The 22,599-nt window shown below is 69.0% G+C and carries 19 protein-coding genes; 6 read left to right on the forward strand and 13 right to left on the reverse strand.

What is annotated here, in order from left to right:
- Positions 1-24: 24 nt before the first annotated feature.
- The 4 genes from ASF30_RS16225 to ASF30_RS16240 all read right to left on the reverse strand — a co-directional run bounded on the left by ASF30_RS16225 (position 25) and on the right by ASF30_RS16240 (position 4,839).
- Entirely contained in the window at positions 25-1,542 is a 1,518-nt protein-coding gene (locus ASF30_RS16225) for a carboxylesterase/lipase family protein (RefSeq protein WP_235480371.1), read from the reverse strand.
- 19 nt (positions 1,543-1,561) lie between these two features.
- Positions 1,562-2,932, reverse strand: coding sequence for an MFS transporter (locus ASF30_RS16230; RefSeq protein WP_055909053.1), 1,371 nt, complete (start codon positions 2,930-2,932; stop codon positions 1,562-1,564).
- Between the two features lie 96 nt (positions 2,933-3,028).
- Positions 3,029-4,246: an ROK family transcriptional regulator gene (locus ASF30_RS16235; protein ID WP_055909055.1), complete on the reverse strand. Its 1,218-nt coding sequence runs from the start codon at positions 4,244-4,246 to the stop codon at positions 3,029-3,031.
- Positions 4,243-4,839 carry a TetR/AcrR family transcriptional regulator gene (locus tag ASF30_RS16240; protein WP_055909058.1) on the reverse strand — a complete coding sequence of 199 codons (597 nt, stop codon included), beginning with the start codon at positions 4,837-4,839 and terminating at the stop codon, positions 4,243-4,245. Before ASF30_RS16240 ends, ASF30_RS16235 begins: the two co-directional genes overlap by 4 nt.
- Before the next feature lie 99 nt (positions 4,840-4,938).
- On the opposite strand from ASF30_RS16240, the gene ASF30_RS16245 reads away from it, so the two are divergent.
- The 4 genes from ASF30_RS16245 to ASF30_RS16260 all read left to right on the forward strand — a co-directional run bounded on the left by ASF30_RS16245 (position 4,939) and on the right by ASF30_RS16260 (position 10,302).
- A complete protein-coding gene (locus ASF30_RS16245; protein ID WP_082467960.1) occupies positions 4,939-6,216 on the forward strand; it encodes an MFS transporter in 1,278 nt (425 codons plus the stop codon).
- Positions 6,216-6,992: a phosphatase PAP2 family protein gene (locus ASF30_RS16250; RefSeq protein WP_055909062.1), complete on the forward strand. Its 777-nt coding sequence runs from the start codon at positions 6,216-6,218 to the stop codon at positions 6,990-6,992. Before ASF30_RS16245 ends, ASF30_RS16250 begins: the two co-directional genes overlap by 1 nt.
- The gene (locus tag ASF30_RS16255; RefSeq protein ID WP_055909063.1) at positions 6,989-9,274 is read left to right on the forward strand and encodes a glycoside hydrolase family 3 C-terminal domain-containing protein; all 2,286 of its coding nucleotides are present in this window, start codon (positions 6,989-6,991) and stop codon (positions 9,272-9,274) included. The genes ASF30_RS16250 and ASF30_RS16255 overlap by 4 nt, the downstream gene beginning before the upstream one ends.
- 107 nt (positions 9,275-9,381) lie before the next feature.
- Positions 9,382-10,302: a transglutaminase-like domain-containing protein gene (locus ASF30_RS16260; RefSeq protein ID WP_082467961.1), complete on the forward strand. Its 921-nt coding sequence runs from the start codon at positions 9,382-9,384 to the stop codon at positions 10,300-10,302.
- 124 nt (positions 10,303-10,426) lie between these two features.
- Here the strand turns inward: ASF30_RS16260 and ASF30_RS16265 are convergent, their stop codons facing one another.
- Together ASF30_RS16265 and ASF30_RS16270 are read right to left on the reverse strand one after the other, a co-directional pair.
- Positions 10,427-11,776: an alpha-hydroxy acid oxidase gene (locus ASF30_RS16265; RefSeq protein WP_055909065.1), complete on the reverse strand. Its 1,350-nt coding sequence runs from the start codon at positions 11,774-11,776 to the stop codon at positions 10,427-10,429.
- A gap of 8 nt (positions 11,777-11,784) precedes the next feature.
- Positions 11,785-12,609: a FadR/GntR family transcriptional regulator gene (locus ASF30_RS16270; protein WP_055909067.1), complete on the reverse strand. Its 825-nt coding sequence runs from the start codon at positions 12,607-12,609 to the stop codon at positions 11,785-11,787.
- A 174-nt stretch (positions 12,610-12,783) separates the two neighbouring features.
- Here ASF30_RS16270 and ASF30_RS16275 point away from each other — a divergent pair, with 174 nt between their 5' ends.
- Positions 12,784-13,263 carry a DUF1707 SHOCT-like domain-containing protein gene (locus tag ASF30_RS16275; protein ID WP_055909070.1) on the forward strand — a complete coding sequence of 160 codons (480 nt, stop codon included), beginning with the start codon at positions 12,784-12,786 and terminating at the stop codon, positions 13,261-13,263.
- A 34-nt stretch (positions 13,264-13,297) separates the two neighbouring features.
- Here the strand turns inward: ASF30_RS16275 and ASF30_RS16280 are convergent, their stop codons facing one another.
- Positions 13,298-13,870 (reverse strand): DJ-1/PfpI family protein, encoded by a 573-nt coding sequence (locus tag ASF30_RS16280; RefSeq protein WP_055909072.1) that lies wholly within the window; start codon positions 13,868-13,870, stop codon positions 13,298-13,300.
- Positions 13,871-14,074: 204 nt separating this feature from the next.
- Here ASF30_RS16280 and ASF30_RS16285 point away from each other — a divergent pair, with 204 nt between their 5' ends.
- Complete coding sequence (locus ASF30_RS16285; RefSeq protein WP_055909074.1) at positions 14,075-14,866, forward strand: IclR family transcriptional regulator; 792 nt, start codon at positions 14,075-14,077, stop codon at positions 14,864-14,866.
- Positions 14,867-14,876: 10 nt separating this feature from the next.
- Here ASF30_RS16285 and ASF30_RS16290 read toward each other — a convergent pair whose 3' ends face one another.
- From ASF30_RS16290 to rhaS, 6 genes are all read right to left on the reverse strand, one after another.
- Complete coding sequence (locus tag ASF30_RS16290; protein ID WP_157497475.1) at positions 14,877-15,983, reverse strand: hypothetical protein; 1,107 nt, start codon at positions 15,981-15,983, stop codon at positions 14,877-14,879.
- 149 nt (positions 15,984-16,132) lie between these two features.
- Complete coding sequence (locus ASF30_RS16295; RefSeq protein WP_055909079.1) at positions 16,133-17,560, reverse strand: rhamnulokinase; 1,428 nt, start codon at positions 17,558-17,560, stop codon at positions 16,133-16,135.
- Positions 17,561-17,696: 136 nt separating this feature from the next.
- On the reverse strand, positions 17,697-19,733 hold the full coding sequence (locus ASF30_RS16300) for a bifunctional rhamnulose-1-phosphate aldolase/short-chain dehydrogenase (protein WP_055909083.1): 2,037 nt from the start codon (positions 19,731-19,733) through the stop codon (positions 17,697-17,699).
- A gap of 108 nt (positions 19,734-19,841) precedes the next feature.
- Positions 19,842-21,008, reverse strand: coding sequence for an L-rhamnose isomerase (gene rhaI / locus ASF30_RS16305; protein ID WP_055909086.1), 1,167 nt, complete (start codon positions 21,006-21,008; stop codon positions 19,842-19,844).
- Positions 21,005-21,457, reverse strand: coding sequence for an L-rhamnose mutarotase (locus ASF30_RS16310; protein WP_082467963.1), 453 nt, complete (start codon positions 21,455-21,457; stop codon positions 21,005-21,007). Before ASF30_RS16310 ends, rhaI begins: the two co-directional genes overlap by 4 nt.
- A 78-nt stretch (positions 21,458-21,535) precedes the next feature.
- Positions 21,536-22,582 carry a rhamnose ABC transporter substrate-binding protein gene (rhaS, locus tag ASF30_RS16315; RefSeq protein WP_055909089.1) on the reverse strand — a complete coding sequence of 349 codons (1,047 nt, stop codon included), beginning with the start codon at positions 22,580-22,582 and terminating at the stop codon, positions 21,536-21,538.
- Between the last annotated feature and the right edge of the window lie 17 nt (positions 22,583-22,599).

The following is a 22,599-nucleotide window of genomic DNA, read 5'->3' on the forward strand; positions in this document are numbered from 1 at the left end:
GGTGCGCCCGTCCCGTCCGGCGGCTCAGGCGGGTAGGAGGGCTTTCACCGAGTCGAAGGCATGCTCGTCATCTCTCGTGCCGGCGTCGAAGACCCGCGCCACCTCTGTGCCCGCGACGAACCGCGGCCACCCGGGGTCACCGTCACGGATGAAGGCGACGGCTCCGCCGTGCACGGCATCCGCGAGCGACTGCGGAGGGTTCTCCCCGGCGATCGCACCCACGCGGTCGGCCGCGAGGCAGTCGAAGAAGAACGGCACGTCGACGCAGTGCACCGACGAGCCGAAGGTCGGCGACTTCCAGGAGAAGCGGTACGTCCAGGTGGGCGCTGCACCGCGGGCGGCGATCACGCGCAGGATGGCCGTGCGGAACATCCTGTCGGTGATGTAGCGGCCCAGTTTGTTGGCAGTGCCCTTCACGGACCTGTTGGCGGCGAGGTACTCGCGGCGTGCAGCACCCTTCAGACCCATCTTTCCGAGCAGGAGGGACGGCGGGATGAAGCGCAGCTTCCCCTCGGCCTCCTTGAGGATCATCGTGAACTCGTCGTCGGTGGCGCCCAGGACCAGCGGCTTGTCGGAGCCGACGCCGAGGGCCAGCGCGTCGAGGACGCCGTGCGGGACGAGCTGGCCGTCGATGACCGGCGCCCACGGGAGGCCCTCCTCGATGAACACCGTCATCATGTCCATGGGGTTGCCGCCCTGGGGAGGCTCGGCGAGCTTCTTCTGCAGATCGAGGATGCCCTCCTCGGACACGCTCGACCATCCTGCCCGCGTCGGCTCGACGCCGGCGAGTTCGGCCAGGTGGCGCCCGGTCTTCTCCGAGCGCTCGAGCGACACATCGGCGATCGGACCGGAGATGGAGTAGACGCCGCTGAACAGGCCCTGGGCGGCAGGCAGGCCGAGCAGGGCCAGCACGGCGGCACCGCCGGCCGACTGCCCGGAGATGGTCACCCGCGATGCGTCGCCTCCGAAGGCGGCGATGTTCTGCTGCACCCACTCGAGCGCCAGCAGCCAGTCCAGCACGGCGCGGTTGTTCGGCGCGTCGGAGATCCATCCGAAACCGTCGAAGCCCAGACGATATGAGATCGACACCGTGACGACGCCGTCGCGATTGAACGCGGCTCCGTCGTACCAGGGGCTCGCGGGGGAGCCGGCCGTGTAACCGCCGCCGTGGATGTAGACCAGCACCGGAAGCGCCTCGCCCGAGCCTGGAGCCGGCGTGAAGACGTTGACGTTCAGCGTCGACGCCCCCGGAACCGACGGCTCGGGGATGAGGGTGATCTCGGCGAGAGTCTCGCGCTGCGGCGTCGGGCCGTGCTCGAGGGCGTCGCGCACGCCCGTCCAGGCTCGATGGGGGACCGGCGCGGCGAACCGCAGCTCTCCGACGGGCGGCTCGGCGAAGGGGATGCCGAGGAAGGCCGCGGAGCTGCCCGCCGCGCCGGCGACACCCCTCCAGCGGCCGCGCACGCGGCCCGCAGTCGTCTCGACCTCGACGAGGTCTGCTCGGGGCTGGGCGGTGGTGTCTGTCACAGCGGTGTCTGTCACGGTGGTGCTCTCCTTGCAGCTAGCGGACGCTCTTGATGGGGATGAGGGCGACGGCGGCGAGGATGACGCTCACCATGCCGAAGATGAACAGGGCCGGGTATCCGCCGAGCGACCCGATGAGCAGGCCTGCGATGGCCGGGCTCATCGCCTGCGGGATGTTGGTGGCGACGTTCAGGATGCCGAGATCCTTGCCGGCAGCGACGCCGCCCCCGGGCAGCACCTCGGTCATGAGGGCCGTGTCGCTGGCCATGTAGAGGCCGAAGCCGAAGCCGTTGATGGCTGCCATGACGAGCATGCCCGTGACGCTCGGCATCAGCAGCGGCATGAGCAGGCCGATGACCATGAAGACCGTCGCTGCATAGATGAAGACCTTGCGACGACCGATGCGGTCGCTCCAGGCGCCGGCGATCACGACGGCGACGACTGTGGTGACCATCCCGGCGAGGCTGAGCGGCACCATGGTGCCGTTGGCCTCGCCCACGGGCAGGCCGATGTAGTCCGTGAGGATGTAGAGCTGGAAGGCGAACACCACGAAGTACCCGAGGATGAACAGGAAGCGCGCCGCGAAGGCCCAGGCGAAGTCGGGGTTCGTGCGCGGGTCGATCCAGAACCCGGAGAGGAATGCCCGCCAGCTGAACGGCGGGTGAACGGCGTCCTTGCTCGAGTAGTCCCGGTTGACCAGAACGTAGACAAGGGTGACGACCAGCACCGCGACGCCGAACACCGTGTAGCCGAGACCGACATTGCTCGCCAGGGTGGCCGCCACGATGACGCCGGCAGTGCCGCCGACCATGGTGCCGATGCCGACCATGGCGGATGCCACTCCTCGTCGCTCGCGCGGGAAGCGGTCGGGCACTATCGCCGTCATCGGCCCCTGCAGGGCGTTGAGGGACACCTGGATGACGACCCAGAAGACCGCGATCCACAGGATGGAGGTGAGGCTGCCGAGTCCGACCAGGAAGATCGCTCCGACGGCGGCGCCGATGATCATCCACGGAGCACGCCGCCCGAGCTTCGACCGGGTGCGGTCACTGAACGCACCGACGATCGGCTGCGCGAACAGCGTGAAGATGAACGACGTCGTCGTCACGATCGCGAGGTTCGAGACCTTGTTGTCGGGGTCGATGGCCAGCACCTGGTTGGGAAGCAGCATGGCGACGAGGCCGGAGTAGGTCGCGAACAGCACCAGCGACGTGATGGCCAGCGACGGCAGCAGGGCGCGGTTCGGGGGAGGGCTGGTGGGGACGGCGCCGGTTCGCGGTGCTGTGGCCGAGATCGATCCGGTGACGGATGCCGCGGCGCTGCCGTCCGTGGTGGCGGGCGCGCTCGCCGTCGCTGCTGCTGCGAGTCCGTCCGGCACGGATCCCGACTCTGGAATGTGGGTTGACACGATTCTCCTCATTGAGCTCGATGCATCCGCCATCGAAAACCGAATGGCGCTTGGCATCGAGTATGAGGCACGAGTGCTGTTAATTCAAACGTTGAATTAAACGCAGGACCGAAGCGGGTCGGCCAGCACCCTGTCGCGAGCGGCCCAGAGGGCTCCGAGCAGCGCGACATCGTTTCCGAGGCGCCCCGCGAGCACCGGAGTATCGGGGTAGAACGGGCTGCCGACGACGAAGGGGCGATTCGCGTGCAGGGCGCGGTCGATGGAGGGGGTCAGCGCGGCCCAGTATCCGCCGATGATGACGACATCGGGGTCGAGGGTCATCGTGAGCACCTGCAGTGCTCGTCCGATCCAGTCGACGGCGCCGTCCCACGCGCTGCAAGCCGCTGCATCGCCGGCGGAGATCCGCGCCACGAACTCGTCGAGGGCGGCGGTCAGCCCGTCGGTGCCGAGGCGCTCCCCGAGTCCCGCCGCAGCCAGGACGACGTCGGGCCCGGCCACGGTGACGAGGCAGCCGGTCTGGCCGCACTCGCAGAGCGCCCCGCCGGGCACGAGCGGCAGATGGCCGAGTGCTCCGCCCACTCCCGCCCGGCCAGCGGCGACCCGGCCGTCGACGATCACGGCACCACCGATGCCCGAATTGCTCTTGATGTACACGGCATCGCGGATGCCGGAGAGGAGCGACAGTTCGGCCAGGGCCGCGACGTTCACGTCAGCCTCCAACCGGATGTCGGCCGGCAGGTGGGCGATGCGGGTGCGGAGCGCAGCCACGACGTCGACCTCGCCCCAGCCGAGGTCGGTGTCGGCGATGACCCGTGCCGGATCGCCGCCGACGGGGGCGAAGACGACGACGCTGAGGTCGGCGACCCGTCGCCCGGCGGCCTCAGCCGCGGCGAGGCCGCGCGCGAGCACGTCGGCCCCGACGTCGAGCACGGCATCGGCATCACCCATGGGACGGCCGTGGTGGACGACGTGGCGGAACAGCTCGTCGCCGGCGACGCTCGAGACGAGCACGGTCGCCGTGTCGGCGTCGATCTGCAGCACGGCCAGGGCCACGCCGTCAGCGGCGAGCTCGAGCCTGGTCAGGGGGCGGCCGCGGCCACCGACCAGCGGCTCGGACTCGCGCAGCACCCCGGCATCGGTCAGCGCCGCAGTCAGAGCTGTGACGGATCCCCGGGTCAGCCCCGTGGAATCGGCGATCTCGCTGCGGGCGCTCGGCCCGCCGCGCACGATCGTCTCGAGCACGAGCGCGAGGTTGTGCCGGCGTACGTCACCGCTGACGAGGCTCGGCGTGCTCTCGCCGCCCACGGCTGTCACGGCCGGCGGACGATCAGCTGCCAGAGGTGCTCGATGTTCGCGGCCATGTCGATGGTCGGATCGAGCATCCACTGCGTCTGCAGGCCGTCGGCGACGGCGAGGATGATGTTGGACAACAGCTCGGCGTCCACATCCGGGGCGATCTCTCCTGCAGCCTGCTGAGCGCGGATCGCTGCAGAGAACAGTTCACGGAAGCTCTCGTAGCGCTGCACGAAGAAGTCGTGGGCCGGATGCGCCGGGTCACCCGCCTCCGTCGAGATCTGGGCGTAGAGCTGCACCAGCCCCGGCACCTCCGTGTTGTGCCGCACGACCTTGATCAATCCGTCGATCGGGTCGATGGCGTCGAGCTGATCCCCCAGCTCGATCTCGAAGTGGGCGGCGTCGACCTCGTCGCGCTTGCGGAGGATCTCTTGGAACAGCTCCTCCTTGGAGCTGAAGTAGTGCAGGAGCCCGGCCTGGCTGAGGCCGACCTCGTCGGCCAGCTCCCGCACCGAGGTGCGCCTGTAGCCGTTGCGGGCGATCACGTCGAGCGCGCTCGCCAGGATCTCGTCGCGTTTCGCAACGCCTTTCGCGTACTGCCCCCGTGCTGCCATGCCTCGATGCTAAACCGAGTGCCGCTTGTAATTGAAAACCGAGCGTTGTAAGGTTTTGCCGTCGCGTCACAGCAGAGGCGACCTCGAAAGGACTCGAACATGACAATGGCGTCAGATACAGCACTGACCGTCGCACCCGACGGCACCGATGACCCCCGCCCACTCGTGAGGGGGTCTCTCACGCGCCTCCTCACCTGGATCGTCCCGGCGAACGTGTCGATCTTCCTGCTCTGGGGCGCGATCCCCGGTGTCCTCCTGCCCCTGCAGATCGCCGGCATCGACGAGTCGAACAAGATCGCCAACCTCACCGTGATCGCCACGCTCGGCGCCTTCTGCGCCATGCTCGCCCAGCCCATCGCCGGCACCATCTCCGACCGCACGCGCTCGCGCTTCGGCCGCCGTGCCCCGTGGATGATCGCCGGGGTGCTCATCGGCGGCCTCGCCCTGATCGGCATGGCACTGGCGAACTCTCTCGTGCAGATCGCCATCGGCTGGATCATCGTGCAGATCGCCTACAACTTCGCGCAGGGCCCGCTCTCCGCCATCCTCCCCGACAGGGTTCCCCGCGCCGCGCGCGGAACCTTCTCGGCGTTGTCGGGCCTCGGCCTCATGCTCGGCGCCATCGGCGGCCAGGTCGTCGGTGCCATGTTCGCCGAGAACATCGGCGCGGGCTATGTGCTGTTCGCCGGTATCGCACTCGTGGTGATCACGTTGTTCGTCGTGTTCAACCCCGACCACTCGAGCGCCGGTGTCACGAAGCAGCCGTTCAGCCTCGGCGACTTCCTCCGCACCTTCTGGGTCAACCCCATCGCGCATCCCGACTTCTTCTGGGCATTCACCGGACGCCTGCTGCTCTACACGGGCTACTTCGCCGTCACCGGATTCCAGCTCTACATCCTGCAGGACTTCATCGGCCTGGGGGACGGCGCGGTTCCGATGATCCCGCTGTTCGGGCTGGTGAGCCTCGGCGCCATCCTGCTCTCGACGCTGGTGTCGGGTCCGCTGTCCGACCGCATCGGCCGCCGCAAGGTCTTCGTCTTCGCCTCGTCGATCCTCGTGGGCGCAGCGCTCATCGTTCCGATGGTCTCGCCCACTGTCGGCGGTTGGTTCCTCTTCACGATCCTCTCCGGCCTCGGCTTCGGCGCCTTCCAGGCCGTCGACACAGCACTGATGAGCGAGGTGCTGCCGTCGAAGGACTCGTTCGCCAAGGACCTCGGCGTCGTCAACATCGCCGCGACCCTGCCGCAGACCCTCGCGCCAGCCGTCGCCGGAGCCATCGTCCTGGCCTTCGGCGGTTACATCGCCCTGTTCCCTGTCGGGATCGCCCTGTCGATCCTCGGCGCCTTCGCCGTCTGGTTCATCAAGGCCGTGCGCTGATGGCCGGGACGACGGATGCCCTCCGCAGCGCGCCCCCGGCCGCGACGACGGGACGCCAGAACGGCGGGCGCCCGCGGGGCATGCTCATCGCCGGTGTCGCGACCCTGGCCGTGTTCGCCCTGTTCGCCATCCACGTCGCGGTCGACCCGGAGCATCCGTTCACCCAGGGCCTCGATGACGCCTGGCGACGACTCGTCGGCAGTGACTACGGGCCGGAGACCGGCGCCTTCCCGATGTTCTTCCAGTTCCTCGGAGAAGGACCGGGCGCACTCCTGCTGCTCATAGTGATCCCGGCGCTGCTGTTCATCGTGCGCCGCTGGCGATCGGCCCTGTTCTTCATCAGCGCCAACGCCGCCACCATCCTGGTCTCGCAGCTCACCAAGAACCTCGTGCACCGGCCGCGCCCGGCCATCGACGTGGAGAACGGGCTGTTCGGCCCGCTGTTCTCGGTCGACCACGGATCGTTCCCGTCCGGGCACTCCGTCACGGCCGGTTTCGTCATCGTCGGCGTCGCCGCCCTGTTCCCGGCCGGCAAGCGCCTGGCCTGGTGGATCATCGCAGCCGTCATCGGCGGCGGCATGATCTGGCAGCGCACCATGATCAACGCCCACTGGCTCTCCGACACCGCCTTCGGTCTCGCAGCCGGTGCCGCGACCACGCTCATCGTCTGGTGGGCGTTCTACCTTCTTCTGAAGAAGGACTACGGAAAGCCGCTGTTCGGGCGGAAGATCGAAACGGATGCCGCACAGGCATCCGCACTGGGAGGAAACGCATGACCGACACGACCATCACCGCCGACGCCCCGACGGGCGGCGCGGACTCAGCGGCATCCGTCGACGAGACCCTCGCGGCCCTCACCCTCGAGGAGAAGGCGTCGCTCACCAGCGGCGAGGACTTCTGGACGACGAAGTCGGCACCCGGCGTGCCGTCGATCATGCTGACCGACGGTCCGCACGGCGTGCGCAAGCAGCGGGCCAACGGCGATCACCTCGGCATCACCGACAGCGTTCCGGCCACCTGCTTCCCACCGGCAGTCGCACTCGGCTCCAGCTGGGACGTCACCCTGCTCGAGCGCGTCGGCATCGCCCTCGGCGAGGAGTCGCTCGCCGAGAACGTGGGAGTGCTGCTCGGCCCGGGTATCAACATCAAGCGCTCCCCGCTCGGCGGCCGCAACTTCGAGTACCTCTCCGAGGACCCGATCGCCTCGGGCGTGCTCGGCTCCGCCCTCGTCCGCGGCCTGCAGAGCCAGGGCGTCGGCGCATCGCTCAAGCACTTCGCCGCCAACAACCAAGAGGCCGACCGCATGCGCGTTTCGGCCGACATCGACGAGCGCCCGCTCCGCGAGATCTACCTGCGCGGCTTCCAGCGCGTGGTCGAGGACGAGCAGCCGTGGACCGTCATGTGCTCGTACAACAGGCTCAACGGCGTCTACACCTCGGAGAACCCCTGGCTGCTGAACACGGTGCTGCGCGACGAGTGGGGCTTCACCGGCCTCGTCGTCTCCGACTGGGGTGCTGTCAACGACCGCGTCGCCGGCGTCGAGGCCGGCCTCGACCTCGAGATGCCGTCGAGCAGCGGACGCACCGACGCCCAGCTCGTCGCCGCCGTGCGCTCGGGTGCTCTCGCCGAGTCCGTGCTCGACACTGCTGCACGCCGTGCCATCGAACTGGCGTTCAAGGCCGTCGCCGGCGCTCGTGACGACGCCTCCTACGACGTCGACGCCCACCACGCCCTCGCCCGAGAGGCCGCCGGCGCGTCGATCGTGCTGCTGAAGAACGACGGCGACCTGCTGCCGCTGGCGACGGATGCCTCCATCGCCGTGATCGGCGAGCTCGCCCGCGCTCCCCGGTACCAGGGCGCCGGATCGTCCCTCATCAATCCGACGAAGCTCGACAACGCTCTCGACGAGATCCGCGTGCTCGCGGCGTCGGATGCCGTCACCTTCGCGGCCGGATACGCCGCCGACGGAGTCGACGACGGAGCCCTGCTGGCCGAGGCCGTCGCCGTCGCGTCTGCGGCATCCGTCGCCGTCGTGTTCCTCGGTGTGCCGGCCGAGCAGGAGTCGGAGGGCTTCGACCGCGAGCACATCGAGCTTCCGGCCGAGCAGCTCGCGCTGCTCGACGCTGTGATCGAGGCCAACGCGAACACCGTCGTCGTGCTCTCGAACGGTGGCGTCGTGCGTCTCTCGGGCTTCGCGGACCGCGTGTCGGCGATCGTCGAGGGCTGGCTCCTGGGCCAGGCCGGCGGTGGAGCCGTCGCCGACGTGCTCTACGGCGAGGTCAACCCCTCGGGTCGACTGCAGGAGACCATTCCGGTGCGCCTGCAGGACACCGCCGCCTTCCTCGACTTCCCGGGCGAGCACGGACACGTGCGCTACGGCGAGGGCCTCTACGTCGGCTACCGCTGGTTCGACGCCCGCGAGATCGCGGTGTCGTTCCCGTTCGGCCACGGCCTCTCGTACACGACGTTCGACTACTCCGACGCCTCGGTGTCGGCGGATGCCGACGGCCTGGTGGTGCGCCTGACCGTCACGAACAGCGGCCCGCGTGACGGCGCCGACATCGTGCAGGTCTACACCTCGCTTCCGGGGTCGGCCGTGGTGCGGGCTCCGCGCGAGCTCAAGGGATTCGCGAAGGTGTCGTTGGCCGCCGGCGAGAGCCGCGTCGTCGAGGTGCCTGTGCGCCGTGCCGACCTCGCCTACTTCGACACCCGCGTCGACCAGTGGGTCGTCGAGGGCGGGACGTACACCGTTGAGATCGGGGCGTCGAGCCGCGACATCCGTGCCACCTCGACCGTCGAGGTCGAGGGCGACGCCGTGCGGGTCACGCTCGACCTGAACTCGTCGATCGGCGAGCTGATGGCGCACCCCGTCGCGTCGCAGTTCATCATGCAGGCGATGGCGTCGCAGGGCGACGGCTTCACCTCGGCGCTCATGGACGACCCCGGGATGTTCAAGATGATGGAGTCGTTCCCGATCGGCCGCCTGGCCGGCTTCCCGGGCATGGGCATCGATCGCGAGCAGATCGAGCAGCTGATCGCGGCGGCGAACGCGGCCTAGCCGTTGACACGGACGCGTATCGAGATCACCTCCGGGCGGTTTCGATACGCGTCCTCGCTGCGCTCGGGTGCTACTCGACCAGCGGTGGGTTGGAGTAGAAAAGTCCCATGACCTCCGACGCCGACCTGGACTTCTACCGGGCCCACAGCGCGTTCTCCGATCCGGGGCGAGCGGATGCCGCCCTGACCGGAGCGCCGACCACGATCGCCGGCATCCGTGCGCTCGTCTCACGTCTGGTGTTCCACTATCGGGCGTCGGGGGATCCGACGCGGCTCGGATTCGCCCCGGAACGCCTGCACGAGATCGACCTGCGCTACGCCGACGACATGCTCGCGCGGCTCGCCGAGCTCGATACGGCGCTGCTCGACCCCGGGCGTGCGTCGACGGATCGCATCCTCGGCTGCTGCCGCGACTACACCGTGCTGTTCGTCTCCCTCGCCCGCCGCCTCGGCATCCCGGCCCGCGCGAGGGTGGGCTTCTCGAACTACTTCATCGAGGGCTGGAACCTCGACCACGTGGTCGCCGAGGTGTGGGACTCGGAGCAGCAGCGCTGGCGCCTCGTCGACTCGCAGTTCAGCGACGGCGACATCGAGGTGCCGTTCTCCTTCGACGACGTGCCGCGCGATCGCTTCATCACCGGCACCGACGCCTGGCGGGGCTGCCGCTCGGGCGAGCTCGACCCCGAGAGGTTCGTCGTGTTCCCCGACCTGATGGTCCCTGACCTGCGCTCGTGGCCGTACCTGCTGCACAACCTGGTCTTCGACCTCGCCGGCCTCAACAAGCAGGAGATGATCCTGTGGGAGATCTGGGGCGTGCTCGAGAGCCTCGAGGCTGCGGATGCCGCCCTCGCCGCCGAGCTCGACGTGATCGCCGCGCGCCTGGCCGATCCGGCCGTGACGCAGGCCGAGCTCGCAGCGCTCTACGACGACGACCGGTTCCGGGTGCCCGCCGAGGTCACCAACTTCTCGCCCCTGGATGGCGGCAAGCGGCCGGTTCGGCTGCGTACTTCCGTCCCTTCCGCTGATTGAGTGGTGCCCGACGCAGTCGGACACGTATCGAAATCACGTCAACCCTCGCGCGATCTCGGTGGGTCTCGATATGCCTGCTCGCTCCGCTCGCGGGCTACTCGACCAGCGGAAGGGGGCCGAGCCGCTACTTCTTGACCGGCGCCTTCCGGACGGCCGCCGACTTCGGAGCCGTGCTCGCCCGCGGCGTGCGCACCACTGTGGGCTTCGCAGATGCCGCAGCCTCCGCGGCATCCGTCACTCCGCGGGCAATCGGCGTGAGCCTGGCGAGCTGCGTGACGTGTTGCGGACCGAGTTCATCGAGCGACGCCACCTCGAGCAGCTTCATGGTGCGCACGATCTCGGTGCGCAGGATCTCGATGGTCTTGTCGACGCCGCGGCGTCCACCGGCCATGAGGCCGTAGAGGTAGGCGCGCCCGACGAGCGTGAACCTGGCGCCGAGGGCGATCGACGCGACGATGTCGGCGCCGGACATGATCCCGGTGTCGAGGTGCACCTCGAGATCGGAGCCGACCTCGCGGGCGACATCCGGCAGCAGGTGGAACGGGATGGGGGCGCGGTCGAGCTGGCGTCCGCCGTGGTTCGAGAGCACGATGCCGTCGACTCCGCGGTCGGCGAGCAGCTTCGCATCGGCGACGGTCTGCACGCCCTTGACCACGATCTTCCCGGGCCAGATGCCACGGATGATGTCGAGGTCGTCGAAGGAGATCGTGGGGTCCATGGCCGAGTCGAGCAGCTCGCCGACGGTGCCGCCGGTCGACGACAGCGAGGCGAACTCGAGCTTCGGCGTCGTCAGGAAGTTGATCCACCAGGCGGGCCTGGGCAGAGCGTTGATCACCGTGCCCGGAGTGAGCTGCGGCGGGATCGAGAAGCCGTTGCGCTTGTCGCGGTGGCGGGCACCCGCGACAGGGGTATCGACGGTGAAGAACAAGGTGTCGAAGCCTGCGGATGCTGCACGACGGGCGAGCTCATAGGAGATCTCGCGGTCGCGCATCACGTAGAGCTGGAACCAGTTGCGACCGACGGGGTTGGCCTTCTTCACATCCTCGATCGAGGTCGTGCCGAGGGTCGAGAGGGTGAACGGGATGCCGGCCGCCCCGGCGGCCCCGGCTCCGGCCACCTCGCCCTCGGTCTGCATCATGCGCGTGAATCCCGTGGGCGCGATGCCGAAGGGCAGCGCGCTCGGCCCGCCCAGCACCTCGCGGGTGGTGTCGACGACGGGGACGTTGCGCAGGATCGACGGGTGGAACTCGATGTCCTGGAATGCCTGCCGCGCGCGCTTCAGCGAGATCTCCCCCTCGGCCGAACCCTCGGTGTAGTCGAACGGAGCCTTCGGCGTGCGCCGCTGGGCGATGGCCCGCAGGTCGGCGATGGTGAGCGCCTTCTCCAGTCGGCGGTCGGTGGCGTTGAACGTCGGCTTCTTGAACTTCATCAGCTCGGCGAGCTCGGCCGGTTTCGGGATCTGGCGCTGGACCATGGGGTTCCTCACTGTTCCGGGGTGCGACGGGACAGGGCGATGTGCCCGGTTCCGCTGGGGGCTGCGACGACGGCGGTCGTCTCGGGGGTTGAACGGTCCTCGGTGACGAGGGCGGTCTGGGCGTAGTAGCCGGTGATGTGGGCGTGTACCCGCGACCTGGCGACGAGGGCGTCGCCGGTGTCGATGGCCGCGATGATGCCGCGGTGCTCCTCGCGCAGGCGAACCGCCGTCGCCTCCCAGTCGTCGATGGCGGCGAGTCCGGCCTGCACGTAGCCCTCGATCGACGAACGCAGGCCGGTCATCATCGCCGTCACGACATCGTTGCCGGATGCGGCGGCCAGCGACACGTGGAAGGCGGCGTCGAGCGCCAGGAACTCCTGCGGGGTGAGGTCGGGGGAGTCCATCGCGTCGAGGAGACGCCGGGGCTCGTCGAGCGCCGGGCTCGCGGCATCCGCGACCTCGGCCACGACTGCGGCCTCGAGCACGAGTCGGGTCTTCACGACGTCGGTCACTCGGAACCCCTGGGCCGCGACCTGCAGCCGGAGCAGGGCGCTCATCGCACCGTGCGGCGTGGCGACGATGATGGCGCCGGCGCTCGGTCCCGATCCGGTCTGGGTTCGGATGAGGCCCATGGCCTCGAGCACGCGTACGGCCTCGCGCACGCTCGATCGACCGACGCCCAGCTCGGCAGCGAGGGTGCGCTCGGGCGGAAGATGATCGCCGGGGGAGAGGGTGCCGTCGAGAAGCTGCGCCTCGACGTGCGCGAGCACGCTCTGCCAGGCACGGAGGTCGTCGGGCGCGGCGGGGCCGACCAGTACATCCGTCGTGCTCATCGCGACACCGCCTCCCTGTGGTCAGACCACAGTAGCGTTGTGGTCTGACCACATGCAAGCCCGTGCCAGGGCCATGCTCGAGGCCTGCTCGTCGGATCCCACGCGTCGAGGCCAGTCGAATCGCGTGGCCGACAGCCCGTTCCCGTCGGGCCCGAACTGCGACAGAGTGGACGTATGACGGACTACGCGGATCCCCGACGTTCCTCGGAACGACTCAGCGATGCGGAACGCGACCTCGCCGTTCGGCAGCTCGCGTCTGCACGAGACGAGGGACGCCTGCGCACCGACGAGTTCGACCAACGCGCATCCAGTGCCCGCCTGGCTGTGACCCGCGGCGATCTGGCGCCGCTCTTCTCCGACCTGCCGGTGCCGACGGGATCCGTCGGCGCGGAGTACGCGGCGTCGGCGTCAGCGTCGGCACTGCCACCGGATTCCTTCGATCGGGCGCGCTCCGCCCCGTCAGTGCGTGCCCTGGGCGGCCGTGTCGGCGCCACGATCATGGCGTGCATCCCGTTCGTCGCGCTCGCGCTGTTCTTCATCACGGGGTTCTCCGGCGGCTGGGCCTGGGCCTGGCTCTGGTTCCTCCTCGTGCCGCTCGGCGGGATCATCATCTACGGTCCCGGGGCGGATCACCGCCGTCGCGACCAGCGCTGAGTCGGAACCCGGCCCACCGCCGATCAGCGCGCGGCTACGCAGCAGCCCGGCTGGCTCCAGCCGCGTCGAGCACCTCGAGGAACGCCTTCATCCAGGTGCCGTTGTCTGGCCAGGCCCGCGCCGTGACGAGGTTGCCGTCGACGACGCCGCCGCCGTTCTCGAACACTCCGCCGCCCAGCTCCACGTCGATGGCGAGTTCCGGATAGGCAGACGAGGTGCGGCCTGCGAGCACGCCGGCCGCCGCGAGCAGCAGCGGACCGTGGCAGGTCGCCGCAACGGGGGCATCCGCCGCGAAGAACTCGCGCACTATGCGCTTGGCCTCCTCGTTGTTGCGGATGTACTCCGGGGCGCGTCCGCCGGGGACGACGACGGCCACGTAGTCGCCGGCCACGACGTCGGCGAAGGCGATGTCCGCATCCCAGGTGTGCCCGGGCTTCTCCGTGTAGGTGTCGAATCCGTCGACGAAGTCGTGCACCACGAACTGCAGCTTGCGCTTCTCGGGAGCTGCGATGTGCACCTCGTAGCCGGCCTCCTGCAACCGGTGGTAGGGATAGAAGACCTCGAGGGTCTCCGCGGCGTCTCCGGTGAGGATGACGATCTTCGGCATTGCGTACCTCCGTGCATTGGCGGGTGAGCTCGCACTGGCGGGTGAGTCTGGCGAGTGGTTCGGCACCAGCCTGAGCGGGTCGTCGGGCTCCCGCGACAGGCATTCGCACAGTGTGCGAAACGGATGCCGCATTCACGCGCCGGCGGCCCTGTGCGCCGGCCAGATCCCCTGTGCGCGTCGTCGAGCGCGGCATACACTCGTCGCATGACTCTGCAGAGCGGCAGAACCGAGGCCGACGCGACGGTGCTGAACGGCATCCAGTCGGCCGCGCGCGTGCTGCGCATCCTCGAGGTGATCGGAGCATCGCCGACGGGCCTCACCGCCGCCGAGATCGCCGAGGAACTCGGCCTGAACCAGTCGACGGCCTACAGGCTGCTCGCGACGCTGCACCGCCTCGATTACGTCGGACGCCAGCCCGGCGAGTATCGCTACATCCTCGGCCGCGCCGTCGACGAGCTCGGGCGGGCGCTCCAGGACCAGCTCGTCGTCGACCCGCCGGTGCGGGCCGCTCTGCGTGCGGTCCACGACGCTGCGCGAGCACCGGCGTATCTCACGGTGTTCCGTGGTGACGACATCGCCGTCGCCCACATCGAGGACTCGGTGGAGCATCCGCAGATCACGCAGTTGCATGTCGGGTTCTCGGAGGCCTCGCACGTCACGGCGTTCGGCAAGCTCATGCTGGCCTCGAAGGACGACGCGCAGCTCACCCGTTTCCTCGCCCGGAACGGTGCCCGAGCACTCACGACGGACAGCGTGACGGATGCCGAAAAGCTCCGCGAACAGTTGGACGAGGTGCGCGCCCAACAGATCGCCGTGGAGATCGAGGAGTACATGCCGAAACTCGCATGCATCGCTGCACCGGTGCGCGCGACGTCGGGTCGCACTATCGGGGCGGTGTCGGTCTCGGTGTCGGCGAAGGACTTCAGTGCCCGTGCGTACGACCTCGAACGCGCCGTGCGGCGCGGCGCGTGGATGGTGTCGAGCGGGATCCGCTGAGGGCTGCCCGTCAGGCGGCGAGTTGCGGCGGCAGCATCGGGGCGTATCCCCGTAGCGGCATGATGCAGTAGATCGGTCCGGTGTCGGCGGCCCGTTCATGAGATTCGCGCACCACATGCAGGTGGCCGGTCGGCTGGTCGGCGTCGAGGCGAAGCACGACGTCGTCGTTGTCGGGCTCGTTGGGATCGTAGATCCAGAGCGCGGTCTTCGCTCCCTTCTGTTCATAGGCGTAGGCCATCACCTGGTGGTTCTTCCCGATGTCGAGGTCGATGCTGCGGATGAGCCCGATCGGCGAGAGTCGGCCGGCGTCGATGTCGGACCGCACGGCCGGGATGGTGTCGTCGAAGGTGACGCGTCGCCTGCCGCGAGTGATGGCGCCGGGCACGCCCTCGTCGTCGTCGGGGTACTGCGGGGCCGAGTAGCTCAGCCAGCGGTGGCCGTCGCCGCTCAGGTCGAGGCTGTCCAGCATCCGTTCCCTGACGAACAGGAAGAGTGGATCGTCGGATGCCGCCGGTGGGGTCCGTCGCCCTGGCACGGCCCGCCCCGCCGTGAAGTAGTCGAGCACGGTGAAGACCATGCCGCCGCAGAGCCCGGCGTCGGCGCGAGTGAGCGGCATCCAGTCGGGGTCGCGGCGGGCGATCTGGAGCATGGCGCCGAGCCCGGCCGGCATGGCGTCGATGAGGTCGTTCATGATCTTCCCGACGCTCATGACCGGCAGCTCGTGCGACCAGGCGTTCGGGAAGTGCAGGCCGTTGCGGGAGGGGGCGAAGTCGGGCACGGCGTGACGCACGGACTCCAGCACGCGCACGACGGCGCGCTCGTTCTTCCGGGTGACGGAGGCGTCGAAGCCCTGCGGTGCCTCCACGGTCATGTCGTCGCTGCGATCGCGATCGAGCACTCCGGCCTTCCAGGTCAGGCCGAGGTGCCGGGCCGTCGCCGTGCCGATCGTGTAGACGAGGTGACCCGTGCCGCCGAGCAGGCCGGTTTCCAGCGTGATCGTCGCGCTGGCTCCGGGTCTGATCGACTCCGGCGGAGGCGCCGACCAGTCGCCCTTCTGCGAGGCGAGCTCGAGGGTGATGGTGGTCTCGTTCCGGATCTCGACGGTGGTGCGCGCCATGACTGGCTCCTTCGCGTCGCGACGCAGGGTGGTGCGCCTCGGGTATCGACGCGACCAGTCTGCTCCGATGCATCCGTCGGCGACAGGGTGGAGTTCCCGACGTTCGAGTCCTCCCATCGCCGGGCCGCGATGAAACCGTCGCGGCAGTCTCAGCGCGGGTCGTAGCGCTTCGGCGGGAAGGCGGCGGCTACCAGGCTGCGCAGGGACTCGAGGGAGCCCGCGGCGAAGCCCTGCAGCCGAGCCTGCACGAGGATGTTGCCGATGGCCGTCGCCTCCACAGGACCGGCGAGCACCGGCAGCCCGACGCGGTTCGCCGTGAGCTGGCAGAGCAGCTCGTTCTGCGAGCCGCCGCCGACGATGTGGACAGTCTCGATCGTGCGTCCGGTGAGGGCCGCCGCCGTGCGCACGGCACGCGCGAAGGCGTCGGCGAGGCTCTCGATGATGCTGCGGACGAACTCCACCGGAGTGACCGGAACGGCGAGGTCGTGCTCGCGGCAGTAGTCGGCGATGCGCGCCGGCATGTCGCCCGGCTTCAGGAACCGAGGGTCGTCGGCGTCGAAGACGGCGACCGGGGCGGCGAGGGATGCCGCAGCCGCGAGCAGCTTGGGCAGGTCGATCCTCTGGCCATCGGCCTCCCAGCTGCGCACGGACTCGCTGAGCAGCCAGAGCCCCATGACGTTGTGGAGGAAACGGATGCGGCCGTCGACACCGCCCTCGTTGGTGAAGTTCGCGTCGCGGGCGGCATCCGTCAGCACGGGCTCCTCGAGTTCGACGCCGACGAGCCCCCAGGTGCCGCAGGAGATGTAGGCGCTCGTCGCCGCGTCCATGGGAACGGCCACGACGGCCGACGCCGTGTCGTGGGAACCGACGGCCACGACGTCGGCGCTGCCGCCGAGCTGCTTCGCCACTTCCGGCGTCAGTGGTCCGACCCGGGTGCCCGGGTCGACGAGAGACGGCAGCAGTGCAGGAGGCAGGCCGAGCTGGCCGAGCAGCGCCGTGTCCCACTCGCCGGTCACGACGTCGAGCAGGCCCGTCGTCGAGGCGTTGGTGCGTTCGGCTATGAGCTCGCCGGTGAGCCAGTAGGTGAGCAGGTCGGGCACGAGCAGCATGCTGTCGGCGCGGGAGAGGCATCCGATGCCGCTCTCGGGACCGCGCTCGGCCATGAGCTGGTAGACGGTGTTGAACGGCAGGAACTGCAGGCCGTTGCGCCGGTACAGCTCGGCGAACGGGACTATGGCGTGGGTCGCCTTCACGCCGGCTGCCGTGCGGCTGTCGCGATAGTGGAACGGCTCGCTCAGCATGCGGCCCTCGTGAAGGAGCGCGTAGTCGACAGCCCACGAGTCGATGCCGATGCTCGCCAGCTTCGGCTCCCGTCGGAATGCCGTGGTGAGACCGCCGAGAGCGCTGCGGTACAGCTCGCCGATGTTCCAGTGCAGGCCGTCGGGGGTCGTGACGGGGGTGTTCGGGAACCTGGCGAGCTGCTGCATCCGCAGCTCGTTGGGTCCGACGTCTCCGAGGATGACGCGGCCGCTCGTCGCACCGAGGTCGACGGCCGCGACCGTGCCGCTGCCGCTCATCGCCCGACTCCCGCCGTGTGAAGGCAATCCGCCCGCCGTGTGAAGGCACTCGCCGCCCGACCCCTGTGAATCCGGGAGTCGGGCCGCCGCGGTGCCTTCACACGGCGGCAGCCGAGGGCCGGGCGCTGGCGAGGCATCAGCGGAGGAAGGCGGCGGCGACGCCGGCGTCGACGGGGATGTGCAGTCCGGTGGTGTGCGAGAGGTCGCTCGAGCACAGCACGAACACGGCGTTCGCGACGTTCTCGGGCAGCACCTCGCGCTTCAGCAGGGTGCGCTGGGCGTAGTAGGCGCCGAGCTCCTCCTCGGGCACACCGTAGACGGCGGCCCGCTTGGCGCCCCAGCCGCCGGCGAAGATGCCGGAGCCGCGGACGACGCCGTCGGGGTTGATGCCGTTGACCTTCACGCCGTGCTCGCCGAGCTCGGCCGCGAGCAGGCGCACCTGATGGGCCTGGTCGGCTTTGGTCGCCGAGTAGGCGATGTTGTTCGGCCCGGCGAACACCGAGTTCTTCGAGGAGATGTAGATGATGTCGCCGCCGAGCTTCTGCTCGATCAGCACCCTCGCCGCGGCGCGCGACACGAGGAAGGAGCCCTTGGCCATCACGTTGTGCTGCAGGTCCCAGTCGGCGACGGTGGTCTCCAGCAGCGACTTCGACAGCGACAGGCCGGCGTTGTTCACGACGATGTCGAGGCCGCCGAAGGCGAGCAGGGCGGCGTCGATGGATGCCTGCACCTGGGCTTCGTCGACGACGTTGGCCTGCACGCCGACGGCGACATCCGTGGACCCGATCTCGGCGGCAGCAGCCCGGGCTTTCTCGAGGTCGAGGTCGGCGATGACGACGCAGGCTCCTTCGGCGGCGAGGCGGGTGGCGATGGCCTTTCCGATGCCGGATGCCGCCCCGGTGACCAGGGCGATGCGGGTGGCGAGCGGCTTGGGCTTGGGCATCCGCGCCAGCTTGGCCTCTTCGAGGGCCCAGTACTCGATGCGGAACTTCTCCTCGTCCGAGATCGGCGCGTAGGTGGAGAGCGCCTCGGCGCCGCGCATGACGTTGATGGCGTTGCGGTAGAACTCACCGGCCACGCGGGCGGTCTGCTTGTTCGCACCGTAGCTGAACATGCCGACGCCGGGGATGAGCACGATGGCCGGGTCGGCACCGCGCATGGCGGGCGACTCGGGGGTCGCGTAGGCGTCGTAATAGGCGGCGTAGTCGGCGCGGTAGGCCTCGTGCAGCTCGTGCAGGCGGGCGATCGAGTCCTCGATCGATGCGTCGGCCGGCAGGTCGAGCACCAGGGGCTTGACCTTGGTGCGCAGGAAGTGGTCGGGGCAGCTCGTGCCGAGGGCCGCGAGGCGCGGGTGCTCGGATGCCGCCAGGAAGTCGAGCACCTCGGGGGCGTCGGAGAAGTGGCCCACCTGGGGGCGGTCGGTCGAGACCAGGCCGCGGATGGTGGCGGCCAGCGCGGCAGCCTTCGCAGTGCGCTCGGAGGCGTCGAGGGCTTCGTAACCGGTCAAGACGGTTCCGAAGGGTTCCGCCTTGCCGTTGGCCTCGATGTACGCCTCAGCTTTGGCGATGATCTGCAGCGAGTTCGCCTCGGACTCCTCGGACGTGTCGCCCCACGCGGTGATGCCGTGCCCGCCGAGGATGCAGCCGATGGCCTGCGGGTTCGCGTCCTTGATCGCCGCGATGTCCAGGCCCAGCTGGAACCCGGGGCGCCGCCACGGCACCCACACCACGCTCTGGCCGAAGATCTTCCCGGTTAGCTCCTCCCCGTCGGCCGCCGTCGCGATCGCGATGCCGGAGTCCGGGTGCAGGTGGTCCACGTGCGCGGCGTCCACGAGGCCGTGCATGGCCGTGTCGATCGACGGCGCGGCCCCGCCCTTGCCGTGCAGGGCGTAGTCGAACGCCGCCACCATCTCGTCCTCCCGGTCCAGGCCGGGGTAGACGTCGACGAGGGCGCGCATCCGGTCCAGGCGCAGCACGGCCAGACCCGACTCGGTGAGAGTGCCGAGGTCACCGCCGGAGCCCTTCACCCAGAGCAGCTCGACCGGCTCACCCGTGACGGGGTCGACGTCGGTGCCCTTGGCGGAGGTGTTGCCCCCGGCGTAGTTCGTGTTCTTCGGGTCCGAGCCCAGGCGATTGGAGCGCGCGATCAGCGCGGCAGCGGTCTCGTTCGTCATGGTCGCTTCTTCTCTTTCGGTTTCCGCGAGTCGCCCGTTCTGGTCGCATCCGGCCGCCGGAGCGGAGGGTGTGGCGACGAGAGTGGGCGACTCGGTGGGGTGTGTGGGTCAGGCGCCCCAGCTGAGTTGGGTTCCGCCGGCGCGGTCTTGGGCGATCTGCTGCTGGTAGCCGGATGCTGCGTAGGCGGCCATCGGGTCGCCGGCAAGTCCGCGGCTCTCACGCCAGTCGGCGAGGTCGGGGCGCACATCCGTGTAGAACGCGTCCATCAGGATGCCGTTCGCGCCGAGCACGTCGTGCGCCTCCTGCGCCGCGGTCAGGGCGGCGCTGTCGACGAGCAGCGCCCGTGCGGTCATCTCCTGCACGTTCAGCACGGAGCGGATCTGGCCGGGGATCTTGTCCTCGACGTTGTGGCACTGGTCGAGCATGAACGCCACCGGCGAGTCGGGTCCGTAACCGCCGCCGCGCACGACCTCGTAGAGGATGCGGAACAGTTGGAACGGGTCCGCGGCACCCACGATGAGGTCGTCATCGGCGTAGAAGCGCGAGTTGAAGTCGAACGAGCCCAGCTTGCCGAGGCGCAGCAACTGCATGACGATGAACTCGATGTTGGTACCCGGTGCGTGGTGGCCGGTGTCCAGGCACACCATCGCCTTCTCGCCGAGGGTCGCGACCTGGGCGTAACTGGTACCCCAGTCGGGAACATCGGTGTGGTAGAAAGCGGGCTCGAAGAACTTGTACTCCAGCACCAGGCGGTGCTCGTCGCCGAGCCTGTCGTAGATCTGGCGCAGCGAGTCGTTCAACCGGTCCTGACGGCCGCGCAGGTCACCCTGGCCGGGATAGTTGGTGCCGTCGGCGAGCCAGATCTTCAGATCCTGCGACCCGGTCGCGTGCATGATGTCGATGCAGTCGAAGTGGTGGTCGATGGCCTTCTGCCGGATGCCGGCATCAACGTGGGTGAGGGAACCGAACTTGTAGTCGTTGTCCTGGAACGTGTTCGAGTTCACCGTTCCCAGGGCCACGCCCTGATCCTCGGCGAACGCCCGCAACGCCGAGTAGTCGTCGACCTTGTCCCACGGGATGTGCAAAGCCACCTTCGGGGCCAACGCCGTGAACCGGTTCACCGTCGCCGCGTCAGCGATCTTCTCCTCGGGCGTGCGCGGGGTGCCCGGCGTGGTGAACACCTTGAACCGGGTGCCGGAGTTGCCGAACGCCCACGACGGCAGTTCGATCGCCTGCTGCTCGAGCAGGGCGAGGGTGTCAGAGGAGAGGCTCACGAGGGATTCCTTTCGGACGAGCTGCCAGCGTCGGAGGCGGAGGCTGCGGAGGCTGCGGGTGGTGCGGGGGTGCTGGCTGGATCGGCGACGGATGCCGCGGAGAGCTGGGCCTCGAGGTTGAAGATCTCGAGAAGTCGGGGTGCTGCCTGATCGGGGCGGCCGTCGAGCTGAACGAAGAACTCGGCCATGGCCGCCTCCCAGGCGGCCGTGCGGGGATCGGACTCGAGGGCGGACTGCGCGGCGGCGTCGTCATCGGTCTCGTAGTAGCCGATGAGCAGGCCGTCCTGGCGCAGGAAGAGGGAGTAGTTGCGGCGGCCGGCATCGGCGATGGCCTGCAGCATCTCGGGCCAGACGGCGGCGTGACGCTGCCTGTACTCGTCGATCCGGTTCGGCTGCACCTGCAGCTGGAAGCAGACGCGGGACGGTGCCGCTGATCCTGTAGTACTCATCGTCGGCTCCGTTCGAGATGGGGAGGGAAGGGGGAGGGAGGGGATGCCGCACCCGGGAGCGCGGCATCCCCGTGGCGACTAGAAGTCGAAGTCGCCGATGTTGTCCTTGTTGAACTTGTAGGGCTCACCGAGGAGGACGGTGCCGTCGGCGCCGACCTTGAAGTCACCGAGGTCGCCGGCGGTGAAGCTGTCGCCTTCCTTGCCGGTGATGTCGCCCTCGATGAGGGCCTTGGCCGCGAAGGCGGCGAGGTAGCCGAGGTCGGCCGGGTTCCACAGTGCGAACTCGGTGACAGTGCCGTCCTCGACGAAGTCGCGCATCTGGTTCGGCGTACCGAGACCGGTCAGTGCGACCTTGCCCTTGTAGTCAGACGTCGAGAGGTAGCGCGCAGCAGCCGCGATGCCGACGGTCGTGGGCGAGATGATGCCCTTGAGGTCGGGGTAGGTCTGCAGCAGGGCAGCGGTCTTGTCGAACGACGTCTGGTCGTCGTCGTCGCCGTAGACCGTGTCGACCAGCTTGATGTTCGGGTGGTCGGAGGCGAGGAGCGTCTTCATCGTCTCGATCCACGCGTTCTGGTTCGTCGCGTTGGCACTCGCCGACAGGATGGCGACCTCGCCGCTGTCGCCGATCTGGTCGGCGATCATGTCGACCTGGACCTTCGCGATGCCGTCGGCCGTGGCCTGGTTGATGAAGATGTCGCGGCACTCGGGGTTGGTGTCGGAGTCGAAGGTGACGACCTTGATGCCGGCGTCGCGAGCCTCATTGAGGGCGTCGCAGATGGCCTTCGGGTCGTTCGCCGAGACGACGATGCCGCCGACGCCCTGCTGGGTCAGCGTGTTGATGTAGCTGACCTGTGCGTCGGGCGAGGCTTCGGCCGGGCCGACCTCGGCGTAGGTTCCGCCGAACTCCTTGATGGCCTTCTCGCCGCCCTTGTCGGAGGTGTCGAAGTAGGCGTTGCCGAGGTTCTTGGGCAGGAACGTGATGGCCAGGTTGGCATCGCCGCCTCCGCTTCCCTCTGAGGAGTCTCCTCCGGAGCCGCCGCTCGAGCAGCCTGTGGCGACGAGGGCGACGGTCACGGCGAGGGCCGCGATCGCACCGATGCGCGTGCGCTTGGTGTGGAATGACATCTTTGTGCTTCCTTTCG

The sequence above is a fragment of the Leifsonia sp. Leaf264 genome, from assembly GCF_001422325.1.
Taxonomy (GTDB): Bacteria; Actinomycetota; Actinomycetes; order Actinomycetales; family Microbacteriaceae; genus Orlajensenia.